Below are 19834 nucleotides of genomic sequence, written 5' to 3' on the forward strand. Positions count from 1 at the left end.
TCGCCCTGCAGCGCGTTCGTCCTCGGTCTCAGTCGGATGGCTTGCCGGTCTTTCTCGAAAAAGCCCACGCATCCGCCACCGGCCCCACATGGCTCAGCTTGTCGGGGTTGAGTACGGAGCGGATCGTCTGGATGTGGCCGTCGAGGATGTCCAGGGCCATGGTGCTGAGGACCCTGCCCTCACGGTCGTAGAGGATCGCGCCCGGCTGGCCGTTCACCTCGTGGGGCGTCAGTACGACGCCGGCCCCCTGCAGCCTGCCGGCCAGCACGCCGATCACCTCGGTCACCTTCGCCACGCCGACCAGGCCGGCCTCGCTCCACTGCGGTGCCTTGCCGCCCGCGTCGCCGGTCATCCGGACGTCGGCCGCCAGCAGCGCCCGCAGCGCGTCCAGGTCTCCCTCCCGGAACGCGTCGAAGAAGCGCCCGGCGAGTTCCTCGCGTTCCCTGCGGTCGGCCGCGAAGCGGGGGCGCCCGGCCTCCATGTGCCGGCGGGCGCGGACGGCCAGTTGGCGGCAGGCCGCCTCCGTGCGGTCCACCGCCGAGGCGACCTCGGAGAAGGTGAAACCGAACACCTCGCGCAGGACGAAGACGGCCCGCTCCAGCGGGGTCAGGCGTTCCAGGAGGAGCAGGGCCGCCATGGACACCGAGTCGGCCAGCTGGGCGGAGCGCTCCGGGTCCTCGTAGGGGTCGGTCAGCAGCGGCTCGGGGAACCAAGCCCCGACGTACTCCTCACGTCGTACCCGCGCCGAGCGCAGGACGTCGATCGAGACCCGGGTGACCACGGCCGAGAGGTAGGCCCGGGTCGAGGCGGGCCGGGTCGAGGCGGCCGTCCAGCGCAGCCAGGTGTCCTGGACGGCGTCCTCCGCCTCGCTCACACTGCCCAGAATCCGGTACGAGATCGCGAACAGCAGCGGGCGCAGCTCCTCGAACTCCTCGGCCGGGCTCATGCCAGCTCCGCCTTGAAGCCCTGCCGCCAGGACGGGTACCGCAACTCCCAGCCCAGCTCGCGTTTGGCCTTGGCGTTGGAGAAGCCGCGACCCTGGGTCATGATCACCACCGCCTGTTCGCCGGCCAGCAGACGGGCCAGCCAGACCGGCGCCCGCAGCGGCCGCCTCACCCCGGCGCACTCGGCGAGGTACGGCAGCCACTCGGCGGCCGGCGCCGGTTCGTCGTCGACGATGTTGAACACGCCCGTCGCCCTCTGCTCCACGGCGAGCACGGTGGCGCTCGCCGCGTCGTCGAGGTGGATCCAGCTGCTGTAGCCGGTAGCGCGGCCGACCAAGGGGTACTGGCGCCTGCGGACCAGGGTCACCTGGTCGTCGATGGCGCCGGGGCCGTAGAAGGCGCCGTACCGCAGGGCCGCGCCGCCCGCGTCGAGGACCGCCTTCTCCAGGTGGCGCAGCGCCAGCATCCCCTGGTGCGCGGCCGTCCCGGCCATCAGGTCCAGCGGGTCCTCCTCCGTCTTCACCCAGCCGCCCTCGCGGATGCCGTTCCAGCTGGCGTGGCTCTGTGCGACGACATGGGGGACGCCGGTCGCCTCGGCGGCGGCCAGCAGATGGTCCGTGCCCTCGGTGCGCAGCCGGTTGGTGAGGGCGAACCAGCGGTCCGGGTGCCTGATGTCGGGCTTGCCGGCGTGCGCCATGGAGATCGCGGTCAGTTGATGCACGATCACGTCGGGGCGGGCCTCGGCCACGGCCGCCCCGACCGACAGCGCGTCGAGGGCGTCCATCACCACGCCCTCGGCCCCCAGTTCCCTCAGCAGCTCCAGCCTGGCCGCGCTGGTCGTGGTGGCCGTCACCCGATGCCCCCGCGCCACCAGCCGCGGCACCAGCCGTCGTCCCAGAACCCCGCTGCCACCTGCCACGAACACCCGCACGGCCATCACCTTCCCGGAATGAGAAACAGGCTCCCGCAGCAGTGACGAGACAGGTCCGCGCGCTGTGACATCGCGCTGTCGCACAACCGTGACAATCGACTTCCAGCTGGGCGTTCACACGCCCCGCCATGATCTACACACTGTGCGTATACATGCGGGGTATACACCGTGTGTAGAGTGCTGTCATGTCCATCGGTCACACCCTCCTGGGGCTCCTGGAGTCCGGCCCGCGCCACGGTTACGACCTGAAGCGGGCCTTCGACGAGAAGTTCGGTCACGACCGGCCGCTGCACTACGGCCAGGTCTACTCGACGATGTCCCGCCTGCTGAAGAACGGGCTCGTGGAAGTCGACGGCATCGAGGCCGGCGGCGGCCCCGAGCGCAAGCGGTACGCCATCACCGACGCCGGCATCACCGACGTCGAGAAGTGGCTGGCGACTCCGGAGAAGCCGGCGGAGTACCTCCAGTCGACCCTGTACACCAAGGTCGTGCTCGCCCTGCTGACACACCGGAACGCCGGCGACATCCTCGACAGTCAGCGCTCCGAGCATCTGCGCAGCATGCGGATCCTGACCGACCGGAAACGGAAGGGCGATCTCGCGGACCAGCTCGTCTGCGATCACGCGCTCTTCCACCTGGAGGCCGATCTGCGCTGGCTGGAACTGACCGCCGCCCGCCTCGACAAGCTCCGCACGGAGGTGACCAAGTGACCGCTCCCGCTGGTTCGCTGCTCACGGCCGAGGGGCTGCGCAAGGCCTACGGCCCCACGCTCGCGCTCGACGGAGCCGAGTTCTCCATACACCCGGGCGAGGTCGTCGCCGTGATGGGCCCGTCGGGCTCCGGCAAGTCGACCCTGCTGCACTGTCTCGCCGGGATCGTGCCGCCCGACTCGGGCTCGATCGTCTACGCGGGGCGCGAGATGGTCACCATGAGCGACACCGAGCGCAGCGCCCTGCGCCGCAGCGAGTTCGGGTTCGTCTTCCAGTTCGGGCAGCTGGTGCCGGAGCTGACCTGTGTGGAGAACGTCGCGCTGCCGCTTCGGCTCAACGGCACCTCGCGCAAGGAGGCCGAGAAGGCCGCGCTGGGCTGGATGGAGAAGCTGGAGGTCGACGACCTGCGCCGCAAGCGGCCCGGTGAGGTCTCCGGCGGCCAGGGGCAGCGGGTCGCGGTGGCGCGGGCGCTGGTGACCAGCCCCCGGGTGCTGTTCGCGGACGAGCCGACCGGCGCGCTGGACTCCCTCAACGGCGAGCGCGTGATGGAACTGCTGACCGACGCTGCCCGCTCCACCAACGCGGCCGTCGTGCTCGTCACGCACGAGGCACGGGTGGCCGCCTACTCGGACCGCGAGATCGTCGTACGCGACGGCAGGTCCCGGGACATGGAGCGGGTGGTATGAACGTCAGGAGGGGGCACCGCCCGCGCGAACGAAGTCGAGCGTGGGGCAGGTCCAGGGATCTGGCCATGGGGGTCCGGTTCGCCTTCGGGGGCGGACGCGAGGGCTGGTTCCGGGCCGCGCTGACGGCGGTCGGCGTGGGCCTGGGGGTGGCGCTGCTGCTGCTCACCACGGCCCTGCCGAACGCGCTGGCCGTGCGCCACCAGCGCGATGTGGCAAGGGCGGACTACACGTACGCCTACGACCACATGAAGGCCGGCGAGAAGACGTTCGTCATCGCTGACATCGAGACCCCCTACCGCGGACACGACATCCGCGGCCGGCTGGTCCAGCCGGAGGGCGCGAAGGCGCCGGTGCCACCCGGGCTCACCAAGTACCCGGCGCCCGGCGAGATGGCCGTCTCGCCCGCGCTGAAGCGGCTGCTCGACTCCCCCGACGGCGCGCTGCTGCGCACCCGGCTGCCGTACCGGATCACCGCCACCATCGCGGAGCGCGGGCTGATCGGCTCACAGGAACTCGCCTACTACGCGGGCTCCGACGACCTCGCCGGCCATATCAACCCGCCGAACGTGGCCCGGCTCGACCACTTCGGCAGCCCCAGGTCGCCGGACGCAAGCACCGACCCGGTCCTCACCCTGCTCGTCCTCCTGGTGTTCGTGGTGCTGCTGATGCCGGTCGCCGTGTTCGTCGCGGCCGCCGTCCGCTTCGGCGGCGAGCGCCGCGACCGGCGGCTGGCCGCGCTGCGGCTCGTCGGCTCCGACGGCCGGATGGTACGGCGGATCGCGGCAGGCGAGGCGATGGCGGGCGCGCTGCTCGGCCTTGTCTTCGGCGTCGGCTTCTTCCTGGCCGGCCGTCAGCTCGTAGGCAGTGCCGAGGTGTTCGGCACCAGTGTGTTCCCGAGCTATCTCAACCCCTCTCCCGCGCTGGCCGCGCTGGTGGGCGTCACCGTCCCGGCGGCGGCCGTGCTGGTGACGCTGTTCGCGCTGCGCGGGGTGGTGATCGAGCCGCTCGGCGTGGTGCGTACGGCGAAGCCCAGGCGGCGCCGGCTGTGGTGGCGGCTACTGCTCCCGGTGGCCGGTCTTGCGGCGCTCTACCCGATGATCGGGCAGGGCCGCGGCGGCGGCGACTTCAACCAGTACCTGGTCACCGGCGGCGTCCTGCTCCTGCTGGTCGGCGTCACGGCCCTGCTGCCGTGGGTCGTCGAGTCGGTCGTCGCACGGCTCGGCCGGGGCGCGGTGTCCTGGCAACTGGCCGTGCGGCGACTCCAGTTGAGCAGCGGTACGGCGGCCCGCATGGTCAACGGCATCGCGGTGGCGGTGGCCGGCGCGATCGCGCTCCAGATGGTCTTCGCCGGTGTCGAGGCGGACTACACCAAGCGGACCACCAACGACCTCACTCGCGCCCAGATGTCGGTGCAGGTTCCCAACGGCGTCCCGGTGCCCAGGGTCGCCCAGGCCATGAGCGGTACCAAAGGTGTGCTGAAGGTGGTCTCGATCGCCGACGGCGAGGCCGGTGACCTGAAGAAGGAGCCGACCCGGACCGCCCAGGTGAGCGTGGGCAGTTGCGCCTCGCTGCGGGAGGTCGCGACCCTGCCGTCCTGCCACGACGGCGACGCCTTCGTGCTGAAGGGCTCCGATGCCGACTCCGAGACGGCGAAGCTGCTGGCGGCCGGGGAGAAGCACGGCCGGACGCTCTACCTCAACCCTTCCTACACCGGCGACGACGGCCCCGTGAGCCGCTGGACGGTACCGGCGGGGCTGAAGCAGGCACAGACCCGCCAGGACCCCACCGGCTACGCGCGCGGCGGTTTCCTGCTCACCCCGGGCGCGCTGCCGGACGGCGCCAGCACGGCGGTGCAGGGCGTGGTCTATCTGTCCATCGACTCCGGGGTGCGCGACGCCAGGGAGTACGTGATCAACACGGCGGTCCGGATCGACCCGCTGATGCACGCGGAAACGCTGACCTCGACCGAACTGAGCGGCCAGTTCGACTCGATCCGCAACGGGCTGTTCGTCGGTGCCGCCGCCGTACTGGCGCTGATCGGCGCGAGCCTGCTGGTCGGCCAGCTGGAGCAGCTGCGCGAGCGCAGGAAACTCCTGTCGGCGCTGGTCGCCTTCGGCACCCGGCGGCGCACGCTGAGCCTGTCGGTGCTGTGGCAGACGGCGATCCCGGTCGGGCTCGGTCTGCTGCTGGCCGGCGCGGTGGGGCTGACGCTGGGCACGGTGCTGCTGAAGATGGTCGGCGACACGGTGCGCGTGGACTGGCCGGGCGTGCTGGCGATGACCGGCTTCGGCGCGGCGGTCGTCCTGGCGGTGACGCTCCTCAGCCTGCCGCCGCTGCTGCGCCTGATGCGCCCGGACGGTCTGCGTACCGAATAACAAGGTCAGGAACCGGCGCCGAGTACCCGGACGGGCAGCGGCCGCAGCGCCTCGCGCAACGCGTCCGCCAGCTCCCGGTACTCGGCGCCGCGCGCTGCCCCGGCACGCATCGCGAGGGCGATCCGCCGGCTCGGCGCGGGCTCGGCGAAGGCCCCGGTGAGCAGCCGTTCGCTGCGGCTCGTCTCGACCCTGACGGCGGTGTGCGGCAGCAGGGTGCAGCCGAGCCCGCCGGCGACCAGCTGGACGAGGGTCGCGAGGCCGGCGGCCGTGGTGGTCACCGGGGCATCCGCGCGGCCCGCCTCACGGCAGATGTCAAGGGCCTGGTCGCGCAGACAGTGCCCCTCGTCCAGAAGCAGCAGGTTCAGCTCCTTCAGCGCCTCGCGCGGAATGCCCGTACGGCCGCCCAGGGGATGGCCGAGCGGGGTGACCAGCACGAAGTCCTCGTCGTACAGCGGGAGTTCGACGACACCCTGGATGCCCAGGGGGACCGCGAGCAGCAGCAGGTCGAGGCGGCCGGCGGCCAGTCCGTCCAGCAGGCTGGCGGTCTGCTCCTCGTGGACCTGGAGGTCGAGGTCCGGGTAGCGGCCGTGGACCAGCCGCAGCACGGTGGGCAGCAGATACGGCGCGACGGTCGGGATGACGCCGAGCCGCAGCGCGCCGGTGAACGGCGCCCGCACGGCCTCGGCCTCCGCCAGCAGCGACCGCACCTCCTCCAGTACGGCCTTGGCACGTACCGCCAGCCGCTCACCGGCGGGCGAGAGCAGCACCTTGCGGGTGGTGCGCTCCAGGAGCGTGACCCCGAGCGTCTCCTCCAGTGCCGAGACGGCTCCGGACAACGCGGGCTGGCTCATCCCTATCGCGGCGGCGGCGTCCCGGAAGTGGAGGTGCTCGGCGACGGCGGAGAAGGCGCGCAGCTGGGCGAGACTGGGTTGACGCCGCCTGCCTGCCGCGCCGACACCGTTTCCCATGTTCCCCATGGGGTTACCCACAGCCACTGATAGCCACCTCCGATCAACCCGACCGAGTGTAGCTATTTCAGGAATCAATGCACCCTGTGCCACGATCGACGGCGTCCAACCCATCGGAGGCGACCCCGCGATCCGGGGTGTTTCCGCGCTGCAAGGAGAGCATGTGCTCACTGTCGGTGACAAGTTCCCCGAGTTCGAACTGACCGCCTGCGTCTCGCTGGAGAAGGGCAAGGAGTTCGAGACGATCACTCACAAGACCTACCAGGGTTGGAAGGTGGTCTTCGCGTGGCCCAAGGACTTCACCTTCGTGTGCCCGACCGAGATCGCCGCGTTCGGGAAGCTGAACGACGAGTTCGCCGACCGTGACGCGCAGATCCTCGGCTTCTCCGGTGACTCCGAGTTCGTCCACCACGCCTGGCGCAAGGACCACGACGACCTGCGCGAGCTGCCGTTCCCGATGATGGCCGACTCGAAGCACGAGCTGATGCGCGACCTGGGCATCGAGGGCGAGGACGGCTTCGCCAAGCGCGCCGTGTTCATCGTCGACCAGAACAACGAGATCCAGTTCTCCATGGTGACCGCCGGCTCGGTGGGCCGTAACCCCAAGGAGGTCCTGCGGGTCCTCGACGCGCTCCAGACGGACGAGCTCTGCCCGTGCAACTGGAGCAAGGGCGACGAGACGCTGGACCCGGTCGCGCTGCTGGCCGGTGAGTGAGATGTCGCTCGACGCCCTCAAGTCCGCGGTCCCGGACTACGCCAAGGACCTGAAGCTCAACCTGGGTTCGGTCATCGGCAACTCCGAGCTGCCGGCGCAGCAGCTGTGGGGCACGGTCCTGGCGACCGCCATCGCCTCCCGCTCCCCGATCGTGCTGCGCGAGCTGGCGCCCGAGGCGAAGGCGAACCTGTCGCCGGAGGCGTACCGGGCGGCGAAGTCCGCCGCCGCGGTGATGGTGATGAACAACGTCTTCTACCGCACCCGCCATCTGCTCTCCGACCACGAGTACGGCACCCTGCGCGCCGGTCTGCGGATGAACGTCATCGGCAACCCCGGTGTCGACAAGGTCGACTTCGAGCTGTGGTCGTTCGCGGTGTCCGCGATCAACGGCTGCGGGATGTGCCTGGACTCGCACGAGCAGGTGCTGCGCAAGGCCGGCGTCGACCGTGAGGTGATCCAGGAGGCGTTCAAGATCGCCTCGGTGGTTCAGGCTGTGGGCGTGACGCTGGACGCGGAAGCCGTGCTTACCGAGTTCGAGTAGGAGCCGTCGCTCCGTGGACCCCGCTCACTTCGTGTAGGCGGGGTCCTCGGCGGCTCCGGGGGCCGCGCCCCCGGACCCCGCTTCGGCCTGAACGGCCTCGTCCCCGGGCGCCGTACCGGCTGGTTCGGGCGGCTCTTCGTCCGCATACCGCTCGTGCGAGTACTGGTGCAGATAGCTGACCACCGTGTTCGTCACCGCCACCAGCGGTACGGCCACCACCGCGCCGCCGATGCCCGCGACCATGCCGCCGGCCGCGACCGTGAGAACCACCGCGAGCGGGTGGACGCGGACCGCGCGGCCGAGGATGAACGGCTGCAGGATGTGGCCCTCGATCTGCTGGACCGCGAGGACGACGACCAGGGTCATGACGGCCGTGAAGACGCCCTGGGTGACGAGCGCGACCACCACCGCCAGGGCGCCCGAGGCCACCGCGCCGACCAGCGGGATGAAGGAGAACAGGAAGATGAAGACGGCGAGCGGGACGGCCATGGGGACGTCCAGGAAGTAGATGCCCAGGCCGATGAAGATGGCGTCGATGAGGGCGACCAGGACCGTGCCGCGGACGTAGGCGGTGAGCGTGCGCCAGGCGCGCGGGCCGGCGCCGGCCACGCCCTCGCGGGCGGCGGAGGGCACGAGCTTCAGGAACCACTGCCAGATGCGCGCACCGTCGTAGAGCAGGAAGAGCGTCGAGAAGAAGACCAGCAGGATGCCGGTCAGGGCCTCCACGACCACCTGGACGCCCTCCAGGCCGAACGAGGTGATCTGGTCGGTGTTGGCGCCGATCGCCTCGCGGAGGTTCTTGGCGATCTGGTTGATCTGCTTGTCGGTGACGTGGAAGGGGCTCTTCAGGAGCCAGTTGCGCAGATCGTCGATGCCGCTCTGGATCTGGGTGGAGAGGGTGTCGATGTTCTCCATGACCTGCCAGGTCACGAACCAGCCCATCAGGCCGATCACCACGAAGCCGGAGATCGCGGTGAGCGCGGTGGCCGGCCCGCGTGGCATGCCGTGGCGGCACAGCCGGGCGACCGTGGGCTGGAGCAGGGCGGTGATCAGCAGCGCTATGACGAAGGCGAACACGACGAGTTGTACGGCGCTGATGACCCGCATCAGGATCCAGACCGTGCCGGCCAGCACCAGCAGTCGCCAACCGGCCTCGGCGGCGACCCGTACGCCCCACGGAATGGCCGTCACGGGGTCGGGACGCGGTGCGGGCTTGCGGGCGGGAGCGGGGGCGGGGGCCGCCGGTGCGGGAGCGGGGGCCTGCGCGGGCGCCTCGGGGTCGCGGTGGTCCCGCTCCACCTCGGCCCGGCGCTCGTCCAACCGCTCGCCCATCTCGCTCAGTTTGGCACCGAGCGTGCCGAGCCACTCCGGCATTCGCGACATGATCCGCTCTCTTCCCCCGCGTCTTCGGGTGCTCCTCACCACTCCCCCTGGAGTCGTTCGTTCCGACCGTACAGGGCGACAGCCCCTCCCCCTAGGACGGGGAGGGGCTGTCGAGGGTTGAAAGGAGCCGGGTCGGCCCTAGTACCAGGAGTTCGCCTGCCAGAACGACCACGCTTGGCACGGGCTGCCGTAGCGGGAGTTCATGTAGTTGAGGCCCCACTTGATCTGGGTGGCCGGGTTGGTCTGCCAGTCGGAGCCGACGGACGACATCTTGGAGCCCGGCAGGGCCTGGAAGAGGCCGTAGGCGCCGGAGGAGGCGTTGACCGCGCGATAGTTCCAGCCGGACTCGTGGCTCACGATGTTGCTGAAGCACTGGAACTGGCCGCTCGCCACCATCTGCTGCGCCATCGCCTGGATCTGCGACACGCTGTACGAGCTCTGGACCGGGAAGCTGGTGGAGGAGGAACGGCTGGCCGCCGCCTTCTCGTCGGCGCGCTGCTTGGCCTCCTTCGCCGCCTGCTCGGCAGCGGCCTTCTTGGCCTCCGCGGTCTTGGCGGCCGCCACCCGGGCTGCCTGCTCGGCGTCCTTCTTGGCGCTCGCGTCGGCCTGGATGGCCACGGCGTCGGCCTGCTGCGTCAGGGACGCGGTCTGCACCGTCGCCTGCTGACCCGCGGGGATGTCCGCGAGGAGCGTGGTGTCGGCTGCCGTCGCCTCAGCGTCGTTCGGCTGTGCGACGCTGCCCGAGGCAACACCGACAACGCTTCCGACGGCGGTGACCGCGGTGGCCGAGGCCACTGCGAATCCCCGGACCGAAATCCGGCTCACACGGTTTCCTTCCAGCATCGCCCGCTTCGGTGACCCTGGCGGACGCAATCGTGCCCTGAACGCTGGCCTCCCAACTGCGGGGTCACGGGAGGCACGGGCCCGATGGACGACTCCCCTGCGGGGAGCGCCGCTTGGTGCTCGGGCGGCATACGACGTCGCTGTGGAATTAGCTGTGATGCATCTGTGGTTCCGTACCGCTGGGGGTACAGGTGTGTCGTATGCGGGGCCTGACAGGAATGAGACTCTGCCGTAACCCGACGCCGGGTGGCAATTCCGAGTTGCGTGTGAAAGCTCACATCCCGTTTCCCCCAGGGGATTTCAGGAAAGCCGCACACGCGAAGGAGCCGCCCGGCTAGGCTCAGGACCTTTGCCGGACGGCGCCAACGGGTGGATCAACAGCCCAAGTTGGACACAGGGGTCAGATGGATCAGATGTGTCCGTCCTCCAGCATTTCGGTCACAAGCGCGGCAATCTGGGACCTCTCCGACCGGGTGAGGGTGACATGCGCGAAAAGCGGGTGCCCCTTCAGCTTCTCCACCACGGCGACCACACCGTCGTAACGGCCGACCCGGAGATTGTCCCGCTGCGCCACGTCATGGGTCAGAACCACCCTTGAATTCGCGCCGATCCGGGACAGAACGGTCAGCAGGACGTTCCGTTCCAGTGACTGGGCCTCGTCGACGATCACGAACGCGTCGTGCAGGGAGCGGCCGCGGATGTGGGTCAGCGGCAGCACCTCCAGCATCCCGCGGGCGGTGACCTCCTCGATGACCTCACGGCTGGTGACCGCCGAGAGGGTGTCGAAGACCGCCTGCGCCCAGGGGCTCATCTTCTCGGACTCGGAGCCGGGCAGATAGCCCAGTTCCTGCCCGCCGACCGCGTACAGCGGCCGGAAGACCATCACCTTCTTGTGCTGACGGCGCTCGAGAACCGCCTCCAGGCCCGCGCACAGCGCCAGCGCCGACTTGCCGGTGCCGGCCCGGCCGCCCATCGACACGATCCCGACGTCCGGATCGAGCAGCAGATCGAGCGCGATGCGCTGCTCGGCGCTGCGGCCCTTGATGCCGAACGCCTCCCGATCGCCGCGTACCACACGGACGTTGCCCTCCGCCGTCACCCGGCCGAGTGCCTTACCGCGCTCGGACTGGATGGTCAGGCCAGTGTGCACGGGGAGGTCGGAGGCCTCCGGCACATACACATGGCCTTCCTCGAAGAGGATGTCCACCTGTTCGCCGGACAGCATCAGTTCGGACATTCCGGTCCAGCCGGAGGCGCCCGTGATGGCGAGTTCGGCGCGGTACTCCTCGGCGAGGAGGCCGACCGACGAGGCCTTGATCCTGAGCGGCAGGTCCTTCGAGACGACGGTGACGTCGTACCCCTCGGCCTGCAGGTTGCGAGCCACCGCGAGGATGCGGGAGTCGTTGTCCCCCAGGCGGTAGCCGGAGGGCAGCACGCTGGGGTCCGAGTGATTGAGCTCGACACGGATCGTGCCGCCCAGGTCCCCGATGGGGATGGGGGCGTCCAGACGGCCGTGCCGGACCCGGTAGTCGTCGAGCAGACGCAGGGCCTGCCGGGCGAAGTAACCGAGTTCGGGATGGTGCCGTTTGGCCTCCAGTTCCGTGACCACGACGATCGGGAGCACGACCTCGTGCTCGTCGAAGCGGGTCATGGCGTTCGGGTCGGCCAGCAGGACGCTGGTGTCGAGAACATAGGTGCGCCGGTCGGACTTGCGGCGCGTTGTGCTGGTCACCACGGAAGGACGTACCCCCTCGGATGAGGTCGGGGAGCGACGAGGAAGAGCTGGACCGGTCGACGGCCACCCTGCACGGGCCGAAAACCGGCCCCCCGCTGCTTCTTCCGTGCCGTGACCGCACGGTCGGGCTGGTGCAAAGGGCCTCCCGGGCGAGCGACCCCGAGCCGCCCGCTGAGATCCGATGCCCGTGGTTCGGGCATCGACCTGCTTGCCTTATGCCCTTGAACATGCGCCGCCATGCCACGGTCCGCAACGACGCGCAGGTGAACACCGTGTTACCGGCGCCCCGAAATGGGTGATTTACGCCTCATGGGTGCGGTGGGGTCATCCACCGTAGCGAGAGGGTGATCCAGCGTGGCGGCGGTGACGGGGGTCGTGTGCCGAGTTCCCGATCGCCGTCACGATCACGTCACCCGCCGTAGCGGCGGTGCCGGGCGGCGTAGTCCCGCAGGGCCCGCAGGAAGTCGACCTTGCGGAACGCGGGCCAGAAGACCTCGCAGAAGTAGTACTCGGAGTGCGCGGTCTGCCAGAGCATGAAACCGGACAGCCTCTGCTCGCCGCTGGTGCGGATCACCAGGTCCGGGTCGGGCTGGGCACCGGTGTAGAGGTGCCGGCCGATCATGTCGACGTCGACGGCGTCGGCGAGGTCGTCCATCGCGACGCCCTTGTCGTGGGCGTCCAGGATCATCGAGCGGACGGCGTCGGCGATCTCCTGGCGGCCGCCGTAGCCGATGGCGACGTTCACCAGTATTCCGTCGACGTGCGCGGTGGACTCCTCGGCCTCCTTGAGCGCGTTCTGCATCGGGGAGGGAAGGAGGTCGGGGGTGCCGACGTGGTGGACGCGCCAGCGGCCGTCGGCGGCGAGGGTGCGGACGACGTCCTCGATGATGCCGAGGAGAGGGACCAGCTCCTCCTTGGCGCGGTCGAAGTTGTCCGTGGACAGCAGCCAGAGGGTGACGACCTCGACGTCGGTCTCGGAGCACCAGCCGAGGAACTCCTCGATCTTCTCGGCGCCGGCCCGGTGGCCGTGCACGGTGCTGGAGCCGGCGGCCTTCGCCCAGCGACGGTTGCCGTCCATGATGACGCCGATGTGCTTGGGCACCTGAGCGTGGTCCAGGTGACCTTCCACCCGGCGTGCGTAGAGCCTGACGAGCAGGCCGCGCAGCTTGTCACGCAGGTTCACTTGAGTCCGCCCCTCATGTTTCGCTGTGGGGTTCCGCGGGCCGAAGCCTACCCCTCCGGGAGTTGAGGGGGGCGGTGGGAGGGCGCCCAGGTGGGTGCGGGGCCTGGGTGATTGGGCGACCGCTGGTGCGTCGGGGCTGGTCGCGCCCACGCGGCGGTAGCCGCAGATTGCTACAGCCCCGCGCCGGACAAAAAACGGGCCGGTCCGTGGGGGGGAGACGGACCGGCCCGAGGGGGGGTCTCCACCATAACCCTTTGTAAGTGATGCTGCGCGCATCGGCGTGCCACAACTACTCTCCGGAGTCGCCCGGCGACGCCGCGGTGGGTCGGAAACGCTGGATTCAGGGGCCTCCCATGGCCGATTCGCAGCGGAATCCCAGGAAAATCGATCCCATTCAGGGAGATCAAGAGGGTTTGAACCGCTTGGGGATGCCTCGGCGAGTTGTTCGCCCCTCCCCCCGATGGGCTACTCCGCCTGCGAACAGCCGCTGGACGGGGACCAGGGGGGGTATTACGGCACCGCGCAGCCCCCTCCACTGCACGGTGCCGCCCGCGCAGCTTTGCTCACGCGAATTCCCTTGGTCTGAACTTACGTGAACCGGTGGACCCAAATGGGGCACAAGAGGTAACGATGTGAAAACGCTGTGGAAATCGGAGCCGAACGGAAAGGTTGGATGTTCGCTTATGCGTAGTTCCATGGACTAGTACACGACTTGACCCTGTTGGGTCTGTAGCGTCACGACATGCACCATGATGATCCTTTGGGTGCACCTGGCGCGGGATGGGTGTCGAGGCGCTGGAGCGGCAGTTCTTGGCCATTCTTCGGCGCCTGGCATTCCAAGGTCCGTGGATCACGGCCGGCGCTCCGGCTTACGGGCGTCGAAGAGGTGCCGGGTGCTGTGCGCGACGAAGGGGCCCTCCACCTCGATCCGCCGGTGCAGGGCGCGCAGTTGGGGCTCGTACTCCTCGACCGTGAAACCGGGGACCATCCAGACGACCTTCCGCAGGAAGTGCACGACGGCGGCGATGTCGTAGAACTCCACCCGCAGCCGTTCGGCCCGCAGGCCGACGATCTCCAGCCCGGCCGCCTCCGCCCCGGCGCGCTCGCGGGCGGGATGGCGCACGCCGCGGACCGCCTCCGGCTGCGGCCCGAGGAAGAACTCCACCAGCTCGAAGACGCTGGCGGGGCCGACGTGCTGGGCGAAGTAGCTGCCGCCCGGACGCAGCACCCGCGCGATCTCGGACCAGTGGGCGCGCACCGGGTGCCGACTGAGGACCAGGTCGAAGGTCTCGTCGGCGAACGGCAGCGGCGCGTCCTCGGGCGAGGCGACGACCACGACACCGCGCTCGCTCAGCAGGGCGCTCGCCTTGCCGACGTTCGGCGGCCAGCCCTCGGTGGCGGCGAGCAGCCGCGGCCGGTCCGGGGCCGCGGCGCCGAGGGCCAAGCCGAGGACCTCGCCGCCGCCGGTCTGGATGTCGAGGGCGGCGGTGGCACGGGCCAACCGTCCACCGGCGGCGCGGGCATAGCCCCAGGAGGGCCGCGCCTCGGTGGCCCGGCCCTCGAACCAGGAGAAGTCCCAGCCCTCGGTCGGCACGCCGGTGCCCTCGGCGACGAGATCCTCGAAGGTGCGGTGCGTCTGCTCTGCCATGGACCGCATGATCCCAACGGAATGTCAGTGCCCGCTGCTAATTTCACCCACCATGACGACCGATGGCACGTACACCGCAGGCGAGAAGGACATCCTGCACGCAAGCCTGGACCGGCACCGGGACGCGGTGCTGTGGAAGCTGGACGGCCTCGACGACGAACAGCTGCGCCGCCCGATGACTCCCTCCGGCACGAACCTGCTGGGGCTGGTGAAGCATCTGGGGTCGGTGGAGTACGGCTGGTTCGTGTCGAGCTTCGGCGGCGAGGTCGAGCCTCTGTGGTTCGACCCGTCCACGGAAGAGGACCTGTCGGTCGGCCCGGGCGAGACGACCCGGCAGATCATCGACTTCTACGGCCGTGCGCGCGCCGCGTCCGACGCGGTGATCAGCGGGCGGCCACTGGACACGCTGGGCCGGCCGGACTGGCGGGACCACCCGGTCTCCCTGCGCTGGGTGCTGGTGCACATGATCGAGGAGACGGCCCGGCACGCCGGGCACATCGACATCCTGCGGGAGCTGATCGACGGGACGACGGGCGATCACCGGCGGGCCACGGCCACGGGTACGGGCTGACCGTGGCCACGGGTACCGGCTGACCGTGCCCTGCTCGGTCTCGACCGCCGGACGGCTCACGGCACCAGCGGCCGGACCTCCTCTGCGGTGAACCGCACGAAGCCCTCCATGTCGGGTTCGTCCCCCGTCGGCTGGAGGATGACGGTGTCGGCGCCGGCCTCCGTGAGCCGTTGCACGGCCTTGGCGACGGCGCCCGCGTCTCCGGCGACACCGAGATCGGGGACGGACTCCAGCCCCTCGGCGACGAGTTCGGCCCGGAGCCGGGCGGCCGCGTCGGCCCCGGTGGCGGTGAGGAGATAGACGACGACCTTGTACGGCTCGTCCGCGCCCCGCCCGGCGGCCGCCCGCCCCTCCTCGATGAGCCGCCGCGCCCGGCGGACGCCGTCGGGTGGCGTGGCGGCGGTGAGGATGGTCCCGTCGGCGGCTTCACCGGTGAGGCGGAGAGTACGGGGGCCTGAGCCACCGGCGAGGACCTCGACGGGCCCGGCGGGCGGCCAGTCGAGCGCGACATCGTCGAGCCGGACGTACCGCCCGTCGACGGTGAGCCGCTCCCCGCGCAACAGCGCCCGCAGGGCGTCGAGGTGCTCCCGCAGCAGGGTCAGCGGGGACTCGGCGCGGGCGCCGACCTGGCCCATCCAGTCCTGCACTCCGTGCCCGACGCCGAGGATCGCGCGCTCCGGGAACATCCGGTGCAGCGCGGCCGCCTCCATGGCGGTGACGGCGACGTTCCGCAACGGCACGGGCAACAGCCCGACGCCGACCCGCACCCGTTCCGACCAGGCGAGGGCAGCGGCGGCGGTGGAGATCCCACCCTCCAGGAAACAGTCCTCCCAGAGCCACAGCTCTTCCAGCCCGACCTCGTCCGCGAGCCGGGCCACGGCACGGAGTCGCTCGGGGGGCAGTTGGGGGCGGAATACGGCGCCTAGTGCGGTCATGGGGAGGGTCCTACCCAAGGACCGGGACCGTCACAACTGGGTTGCCGCGCTGTCGCGTAGGGATTCGTGGCCGTCACTTGTTCCCGCTCTTCCGCCTCGCCTTTTCCAACGCCTTCTCCAAGGCCACGTCGACCTCGTGGAAGTCGTCCTTGGCCTTCTTCGTGCTGTCCGTGAGCTCCCCGATCTGCCCGGCGATCTCCTTGGCCCCGTAGCCAGTCCTCCCGGAACCGGTCACAGGCCTGGTCCAGGTCGTCCGTGCCCAGGCCATTGACGCCTGGGTCACGCAGAAACTTCTGCAGGGCTGTGAACGACTCCTGCGCTCGCTTCAAGTCCTTGAAGAACCGATCGAGTTCAGTACCGTCGACCTTCAGCCGCTCAGCCATGCGGATGCCTCGTTACGGTGGTGTGGGGCCAGAGGTCTCTTGATCCTCCCGACGATATCCGCGGGACAGGGGCGACCCCGGGTTCGGCTCTGGCGGGCCGGGGGCAACCGGCCGGACCGGTCTGCCTGCTCTGAGGCGAAATACCCGGCCGCGCCGCGCACTTGAGCACCGCGGCAAGCTTCACTCGTCCGTGTTGCGGATACGGTCGCTTCGGGGAACCGCTGGGAGACAAGCGAGAGGCAGACCATGAGGCGCTGGCGGGACGGGCGAGGAAGGCTGGTCATCCATGGCGGCGAGAAACCGGTCATCGTCGCGCTGGAAATCGCCACCTCCTATCGCGCTCGCGCGAAGGGCCTGTTGGGACGGGACGCGCTCGACGGGGCGATCCTGCTCTCCCCCGCAGGCAGCATCCACACGTTCCGGATGCGGATGCCGATCGATGTCGCCTATCTGGACCGGCGGCTGACCGTCATCGCCGTACGCACCATGCCGCCGGGGCGCCTGGGCCTGCCGCGTCTCCGGTCCCGGCATGTGCTGGAGGCGGAGGCCGGGGCCATGGCGGGGTGGGGTGTGGAAGTGGGGGCACGGGTGAGCGTCGAGGTGGAGTAGCAGCTCACTCGGCGCGGACCGCCCTCTCCAGCAGGGCCGGGTTCACGCGTGCGCCTCGCCCGTCACTCATTGTGATGACAGGCGTCGATTCGCTGGTTACGGTGAACAGGCAGGCCGAGAATCCCGCCCAGGGGAGGACTCATGACCGCCGAGCCCCTGGCCGAGCCGAACGCCGTGCCCGGCGGTCGCTGGCCGGTGCCGATTTCCACTGGACCATGATCGACCTTCTGGTGGTCGGCCTGCGCCGGACCGTACCCAAGGCGTTCAAGGTCCGCCGTGAGATGACCGTCGTCCTGGACCGCCGCCCACGGCCCCGAACCCGACGTGTCCGTAGTCCGCGCCGACGCTCTCACCGGGCTGGAGCAGACTCGGTTCAAGGCCGCCGACGTCCTGCTCGCCGTCGAGTTCGTCTCGCCGGACTCGGAGGCCCGCGACCGCGACTCCAAGCCGCACAAGTACGCCGCGGCAGGCATCCGGTCGTACGGGCCTATGAACTCGACCCCGTGACCAAGACGTACGCATGGGTCGGCACTTACCGAGAGAGCAGCTCAATGTCGGTGACCCGTTCGACATCGACGTCGATATCTCCTTGGACGCGCTCCAGGAACTGTGACCGCGCCCCGCGGCTGGGGCACCGACGCCACTCAGCCCCCCGTCCTCGGGAACGTCACCTCCACCCTGCGGTTCTTCTTGCGGCCCTCCTCCGTGGAGTTGTCGGCGATCGGGTACTGCTCGCCGTAGCCGCGGACGTCGAAGGTGACGTTCGGGTCGTTCAGGTCCTGGTCGAGGACGCCCTGTACGGCGTTGGCGCGCTGGCGGGAGAGGACGTCTCCGTGGGCCGAGGAGCCCAGGTTGTCCGTGAAGCCGAAGACGCGGACCTGGGTCGCGTTCTGCTTCCTGATCTCGTCCGCGATCGTGCCGATCCGCGCCTTCGCCGCCGCGCTCAGCTTGGCGCTGTCCTTGCTGAACAGCACCTCGGCCTGGAGGGCGAACGTCACGTCCGCGTTGGTGTCCTCCCTGCGCTCGTCCCCGCTCTGGTCCTCCACGACCGACTTGATGTCCAGCACCTTGGGATCGGCGAGGGTGGCCCCCTCGGGGAGCTTCAGATCGGGATCGGTCGGGTCGATCTTCACGGGCGCGGTGGCGGAGGGCTCGGTGCCCGGGGGGACGCTCGGGTCACTGCCGTCGGCCCTCGCGGCCGTCGCGCCGCAGAGATTGGTGACGAGGAGGAGCGTGGCGGCGCCCAGGGTCAGGGGGAGGCGTGGTGTGTTCACTTCGGCCTCACCCGGAGATCCGGATCGTGCCGCTGGAGAAGGTGGGGAGTTGGAGGGTGACCTCGGTGGTGTCGGTGGGTGGGGCGGGGAACTGCATGAAGACGGGGATGGTCTGGCCGGCCGCGATCGTTGAGAGGCCGGTCGTCGTCAGCGGGCGGCCCTCCGTGTCGCGCAGGACGTAGTACCGCTTCTTGCCCTTGGAGTCCACGAGCGTCGCACCGCCGAGTGACGTCCCGTGCTGGACGATCTCGGTCTCGTCGCCACGGATCGCGGACGGGATCACGAGGGACTGGGAGCCGTCGTTCTTGAACGCGCCGTTCACCGTGACGAAGCCGCCCGCGTCGCGGTCGGCCGAGGTGATCTGGAGAAGCAGACCGTCCTGCCCGCGGAGTTCGGCCAGGGGCGCGGCCGACTGCCCTTCCTGGGCGCTCGGCTGGGATCCACCGCTCTGGGAGGCGGACGCCGATGCCTGCGGCTTCTTGCCGTCGTCGCCACCGCCGCCGCAGCCGGCCACTCCTGCGGCTAGACCGGCCGCTACCAGCAATGCGACGGCCCCGCTGCGAGCCTGCGCAGTGCACCGAATGCTCATCGCTCCCGCTTCCTTCTTCACTCGTCGATTCGCTTGTCAATCGGCCAGGTGGACGTCGAAGAGGTCCTCGGGTCCCGGGAGGTCCGTAAGGTCGGCCGGGTCCAGGGTCCAGTCGCGGTCCTTGCAGGTGAGTTTCGGCAAGGCGCCGCCCGCGCCGGGGAGCGTGAACGTGCAGAGCGGCTCGATCACGGCGGTGGCGTGTGCGGTCGACTGCAATGCCTCGGTGTTGGGGACCACGGAGTGCCCGACCGTCTTGTTCGTCTCGGCATCGACCGTGTAACGCAAAGGAGGTTCGGATGTGCACCAGGCTTTGGCGTCGTTCTGCGCGGCGAGTTGATCGGCGCGCCAGCACGAGTCAGCCACTGCCACGTCGCCGTCGAAGATGTCCTGCCACTTGGTCGGGTCAAGTACGTCCTGCACCCACTGATCGGCAAGCTCGTTGCGAGTGTTCACCGCCGCCGCGAGCGCCGCCGCGTCCGCGGCGGTCTGGGCTCCGTTACGGTTCACCGCGGCCTGGCCGACCGCGAAGTAGGCGAGCGCGAGAAAGAGCAGGCCTCCCACAACCGTGATGTAGACGGGGAAGGCCTGCCCGGAGTCGCCGTACTGGCGGACGCGCCTCACACGATCTTGTTGATCTGCGCCGTGATCTTGTCGAGGATCGTGGAGCCGATGCTGGTACCCGTGATCGCCAGCACGATCGCCACCACCACCGCGATGATCCCCAGATACTCGACCGCGGTCTGCCCCCGGTCGTCGGCACGGCGCTGCACGGCAACTAGCATCCTCAGCATCCGGTCGCTCATGGTGCTCC

At 69.8% G+C, this 19834-nt stretch carries 21 protein-coding genes and 1 pseudogene; 8 read left to right on the forward strand and 14 right to left on the reverse strand.

Annotation, left to right across the window (positions count from 1 at the left end; genetic code table 11):
- Positions 1-28: 28 nt before the first annotated feature.
- Positions 29-946, reverse strand: coding sequence for an RNA polymerase sigma-70 factor (locus tag ACZ7OO_RS01620; protein ID WP_471500406.1), 918 nt, complete (start codon positions 944-946; stop codon positions 29-31).
- Positions 943-1881, reverse strand: a complete 939-nt coding sequence (locus tag ACZ7OO_RS01625) for an NAD-dependent epimerase/dehydratase family protein (RefSeq protein WP_471500408.1) — start codon at positions 1879-1881, stop codon at positions 943-945. Before ACZ7OO_RS01625 ends, ACZ7OO_RS01620 begins: the two co-directional genes overlap by 4 nt.
- Before the next feature lie 179 nt (positions 1882-2060).
- On the opposite strand from ACZ7OO_RS01625, the gene ACZ7OO_RS01630 reads away from it, so the two are divergent.
- The 3 genes from ACZ7OO_RS01630 to ACZ7OO_RS01640 all read left to right on the forward strand — a co-directional run bounded on the left by ACZ7OO_RS01630 (position 2061) and on the right by ACZ7OO_RS01640 (position 5646).
- On the forward strand, positions 2061-2585 hold the full coding sequence (locus ACZ7OO_RS01630; protein WP_471500410.1) for a PadR family transcriptional regulator: 525 nt from the start codon (positions 2061-2063) through the stop codon (positions 2583-2585).
- A complete protein-coding gene (locus ACZ7OO_RS01635) occupies positions 2582-3271 on the forward strand; it encodes an ABC transporter ATP-binding protein (protein WP_471500412.1) in 690 nt (229 codons plus the stop codon). The genes ACZ7OO_RS01630 and ACZ7OO_RS01635 overlap by 4 nt, the downstream gene beginning before the upstream one ends.
- Positions 3272-3336: 65 nt before the next feature.
- Positions 3337-5646, forward strand: coding sequence for an ABC transporter permease (locus ACZ7OO_RS01640; RefSeq protein ID WP_471500414.1), 2310 nt, complete (start codon positions 3337-3339; stop codon positions 5644-5646).
- A 5-nt stretch (positions 5647-5651) separates the two neighbouring features.
- Here the strand turns inward: ACZ7OO_RS01640 and ACZ7OO_RS01645 are convergent, their stop codons facing one another.
- Positions 5652-6614, reverse strand: coding sequence for a LysR substrate-binding domain-containing protein (locus ACZ7OO_RS01645; RefSeq protein WP_471500416.1), 963 nt, complete (start codon positions 6612-6614; stop codon positions 5652-5654).
- A 163-nt stretch (positions 6615-6777) separates the two neighbouring features.
- Here ACZ7OO_RS01645 and ACZ7OO_RS01650 point away from each other — a divergent pair, with 163 nt between their 5' ends.
- Both ACZ7OO_RS01650 and ACZ7OO_RS01655 read left to right on the forward strand, forming a co-directional pair.
- Entirely contained in the window at positions 6778-7329 is a 552-nt protein-coding gene (locus tag ACZ7OO_RS01650) for a peroxiredoxin (RefSeq protein ID WP_471500418.1), read from the forward strand.
- Position 7330: 1 nt separating this feature from the next.
- A complete protein-coding gene (locus ACZ7OO_RS01655) occupies positions 7331-7870 on the forward strand; it encodes an alkyl hydroperoxide reductase (protein WP_471500420.1) in 540 nt (179 codons plus the stop codon).
- A 24-nt stretch (positions 7871-7894) separates the two neighbouring features.
- On the opposite strand, the gene ACZ7OO_RS01660 is transcribed toward ACZ7OO_RS01655, so the two are convergent.
- From ACZ7OO_RS01660 to ACZ7OO_RS01680, 5 genes are all read right to left on the reverse strand, one after another.
- Positions 7895-9253, reverse strand: coding sequence for an AI-2E family transporter (locus ACZ7OO_RS01660; protein ID WP_471500422.1), 1359 nt, complete (start codon positions 9251-9253; stop codon positions 7895-7897).
- Positions 9254-9391: 138 nt separating this feature from the next.
- On the reverse strand, positions 9392-10078 hold the full coding sequence (locus tag ACZ7OO_RS01665; RefSeq protein ID WP_471500424.1) for an aggregation-promoting factor C-terminal-like domain-containing protein: 687 nt from the start codon (positions 10076-10078) through the stop codon (positions 9392-9394).
- 427 nt (positions 10079-10505) lie between these two features.
- On the reverse strand, positions 10506-11831 hold the full coding sequence (locus ACZ7OO_RS01670; RefSeq protein WP_471500426.1) for a PhoH family protein: 1326 nt from the start codon (positions 11829-11831) through the stop codon (positions 10506-10508).
- A gap of 409 nt (positions 11832-12240) precedes the next feature.
- A complete protein-coding gene (locus ACZ7OO_RS01675) occupies positions 12241-13014 on the reverse strand; it encodes an isoprenyl transferase (protein WP_471500428.1) in 774 nt (257 codons plus the stop codon).
- An 850-nt stretch (positions 13015-13864) separates the two neighbouring features.
- The gene (locus ACZ7OO_RS01680; RefSeq protein WP_471500430.1) at positions 13865-14662 is read right to left on the reverse strand and encodes a class I SAM-dependent methyltransferase; all 798 of its coding nucleotides are present in this window, start codon (positions 14660-14662) and stop codon (positions 13865-13867) included.
- A 52-nt stretch (positions 14663-14714) separates the two neighbouring features.
- Here ACZ7OO_RS01680 and ACZ7OO_RS01685 point away from each other — a divergent pair, with 52 nt between their 5' ends.
- The gene (locus tag ACZ7OO_RS01685; RefSeq protein WP_471500432.1) at positions 14715-15233 is read left to right on the forward strand and encodes a DinB family protein; all 519 of its coding nucleotides are present in this window, start codon (positions 14715-14717) and stop codon (positions 15231-15233) included.
- A gap of 56 nt (positions 15234-15289) precedes the next feature.
- Here ACZ7OO_RS01685 and ACZ7OO_RS01690 read toward each other — a convergent pair whose 3' ends face one another.
- Positions 15290-16168 carry an LLM class flavin-dependent oxidoreductase gene (locus ACZ7OO_RS01690; protein ID WP_471500434.1) on the reverse strand — a complete coding sequence of 293 codons (879 nt, stop codon included), beginning with the start codon at positions 16166-16168 and terminating at the stop codon, positions 15290-15292.
- 73 nt (positions 16169-16241) lie between these two features.
- The gene (locus ACZ7OO_RS01695) at positions 16242-16451 is read right to left on the reverse strand and encodes a hypothetical protein (RefSeq protein WP_471500436.1); all 210 of its coding nucleotides are present in this window, start codon (positions 16449-16451) and stop codon (positions 16242-16244) included.
- 346 nt (positions 16452-16797) lie between these two features.
- On the opposite strand from ACZ7OO_RS01695, the gene ACZ7OO_RS01700 reads away from it, so the two are divergent.
- Positions 16798-17160, forward strand: a complete 363-nt coding sequence (locus ACZ7OO_RS01700; protein ID WP_471500438.1) for a DUF192 domain-containing protein — start codon at positions 16798-16800, stop codon at positions 17158-17160.
- A 203-nt stretch (positions 17161-17363) separates the two neighbouring features.
- Positions 17364-17773 (forward strand): annotated as a pseudogene (locus ACZ7OO_RS01705) (Uma2 family endonuclease); the annotation flags it as partial.
- A gap of 31 nt (positions 17774-17804) precedes the next feature.
- Here ACZ7OO_RS01705 and ACZ7OO_RS01710 read toward each other — a convergent pair.
- From ACZ7OO_RS01710 to ACZ7OO_RS01725, 4 genes are read right to left on the reverse strand one after another with little or no spacing between them, the layout of a single operon-like run.
- Positions 17805-18434, reverse strand: coding sequence for an OmpA family protein (locus tag ACZ7OO_RS01710; protein WP_471500440.1), 630 nt, complete (start codon positions 18432-18434; stop codon positions 17805-17807).
- Positions 18435-18441: 7 nt separating this feature from the next.
- Positions 18442-19023, reverse strand: a complete 582-nt coding sequence (locus ACZ7OO_RS01715; protein WP_471500442.1) for a hypothetical protein — start codon at positions 19021-19023, stop codon at positions 18442-18444.
- Positions 19024-19059: 36 nt separating this feature from the next.
- Positions 19060-19644 carry a pilus assembly protein TadG-related protein gene (locus ACZ7OO_RS01720; RefSeq protein ID WP_471500444.1) on the reverse strand — a complete coding sequence of 195 codons (585 nt, stop codon included), beginning with the start codon at positions 19642-19644 and terminating at the stop codon, positions 19060-19062.
- Positions 19641-19826, reverse strand: a complete 186-nt coding sequence (locus ACZ7OO_RS01725; RefSeq protein ID WP_471500446.1) for a Flp family type IVb pilin — start codon at positions 19824-19826, stop codon at positions 19641-19643. The genes ACZ7OO_RS01720 and ACZ7OO_RS01725 overlap by 4 nt, the downstream gene beginning before the upstream one ends.
- Between the last annotated feature and the right edge of the window lie 8 nt (positions 19827-19834).

This window comes from Streptomyces sp. NPDC111744 (assembly GCF_055634995.1).

What these genes read in the sequence shown, in the direction of transcription:
- ACZ7OO_RS01645 (WP_471500416.1), bottom strand. Translation starts at nt 6,614, where the DNA reads ATGGGAAACGGTGTCGGCGCGGCAGGCAGGCGGCGTCAACCCAGTCTC.
- ACZ7OO_RS01680 (WP_471500430.1), bottom strand. Translation starts at nt 14,662, where the DNA reads ATGGCAGAGCAGACGCACCGCACCTTCGAGGATCTCGTCGCCGAGGGC.
- ACZ7OO_RS01685 (WP_471500432.1), top strand. Translation starts at nt 14,715, where the DNA reads ATGACGACCGATGGCACGTACACCGCAGGCGAGAAGGACATCCTGCAC.
- ACZ7OO_RS01715 (WP_471500442.1), bottom strand. Translation starts at nt 19,023, where the DNA reads ATGAGCATTCGGTGCACTGCGCAGGCTCGCAGCGGGGCCGTCGCATTG.
- ACZ7OO_RS01700 (WP_471500438.1), top strand. Translation starts at nt 16,798, where the DNA reads ATGAGGCGCTGGCGGGACGGGCGAGGAAGGCTGGTCATCCATGGCGGC.
- ACZ7OO_RS01640 (WP_471500414.1), top strand. Translation starts at nt 3,337, where the DNA reads ATGGGGGTCCGGTTCGCCTTCGGGGGCGGACGCGAGGGCTGGTTCCGG.
- ACZ7OO_RS01630 (WP_471500410.1), top strand. Translation starts at nt 2,061, where the DNA reads ATGTCCATCGGTCACACCCTCCTGGGGCTCCTGGAGTCCGGCCCGCGC.
- ACZ7OO_RS01620 (WP_471500406.1), bottom strand. Translation starts at nt 946, where the DNA reads ATGAGCCCGGCCGAGGAGTTCGAGGAGCTGCGCCCGCTGCTGTTCGCG.
- ACZ7OO_RS01660 (WP_471500422.1), bottom strand. Translation starts at nt 9,253, where the DNA reads ATGTCGCGAATGCCGGAGTGGCTCGGCACGCTCGGTGCCAAACTGAGC.
- ACZ7OO_RS01625 (WP_471500408.1), bottom strand. Translation starts at nt 1,881, where the DNA reads ATGGCCGTGCGGGTGTTCGTGGCAGGTGGCAGCGGGGTTCTGGGACGA.
- ACZ7OO_RS01655 (WP_471500420.1), top strand. Translation starts at nt 7,331, where the DNA reads ATGTCGCTCGACGCCCTCAAGTCCGCGGTCCCGGACTACGCCAAGGAC.
- ACZ7OO_RS01690 (WP_471500434.1), bottom strand. Translation starts at nt 16,168, where the DNA reads ATGACCGCACTAGGCGCCGTATTCCGCCCCCAACTGCCCCCCGAGCGA.
- ACZ7OO_RS01725 (WP_471500446.1), bottom strand. Translation starts at nt 19,826, where the DNA reads ATGAGCGACCGGATGCTGAGGATGCTAGTTGCCGTGCAGCGCCGTGCC.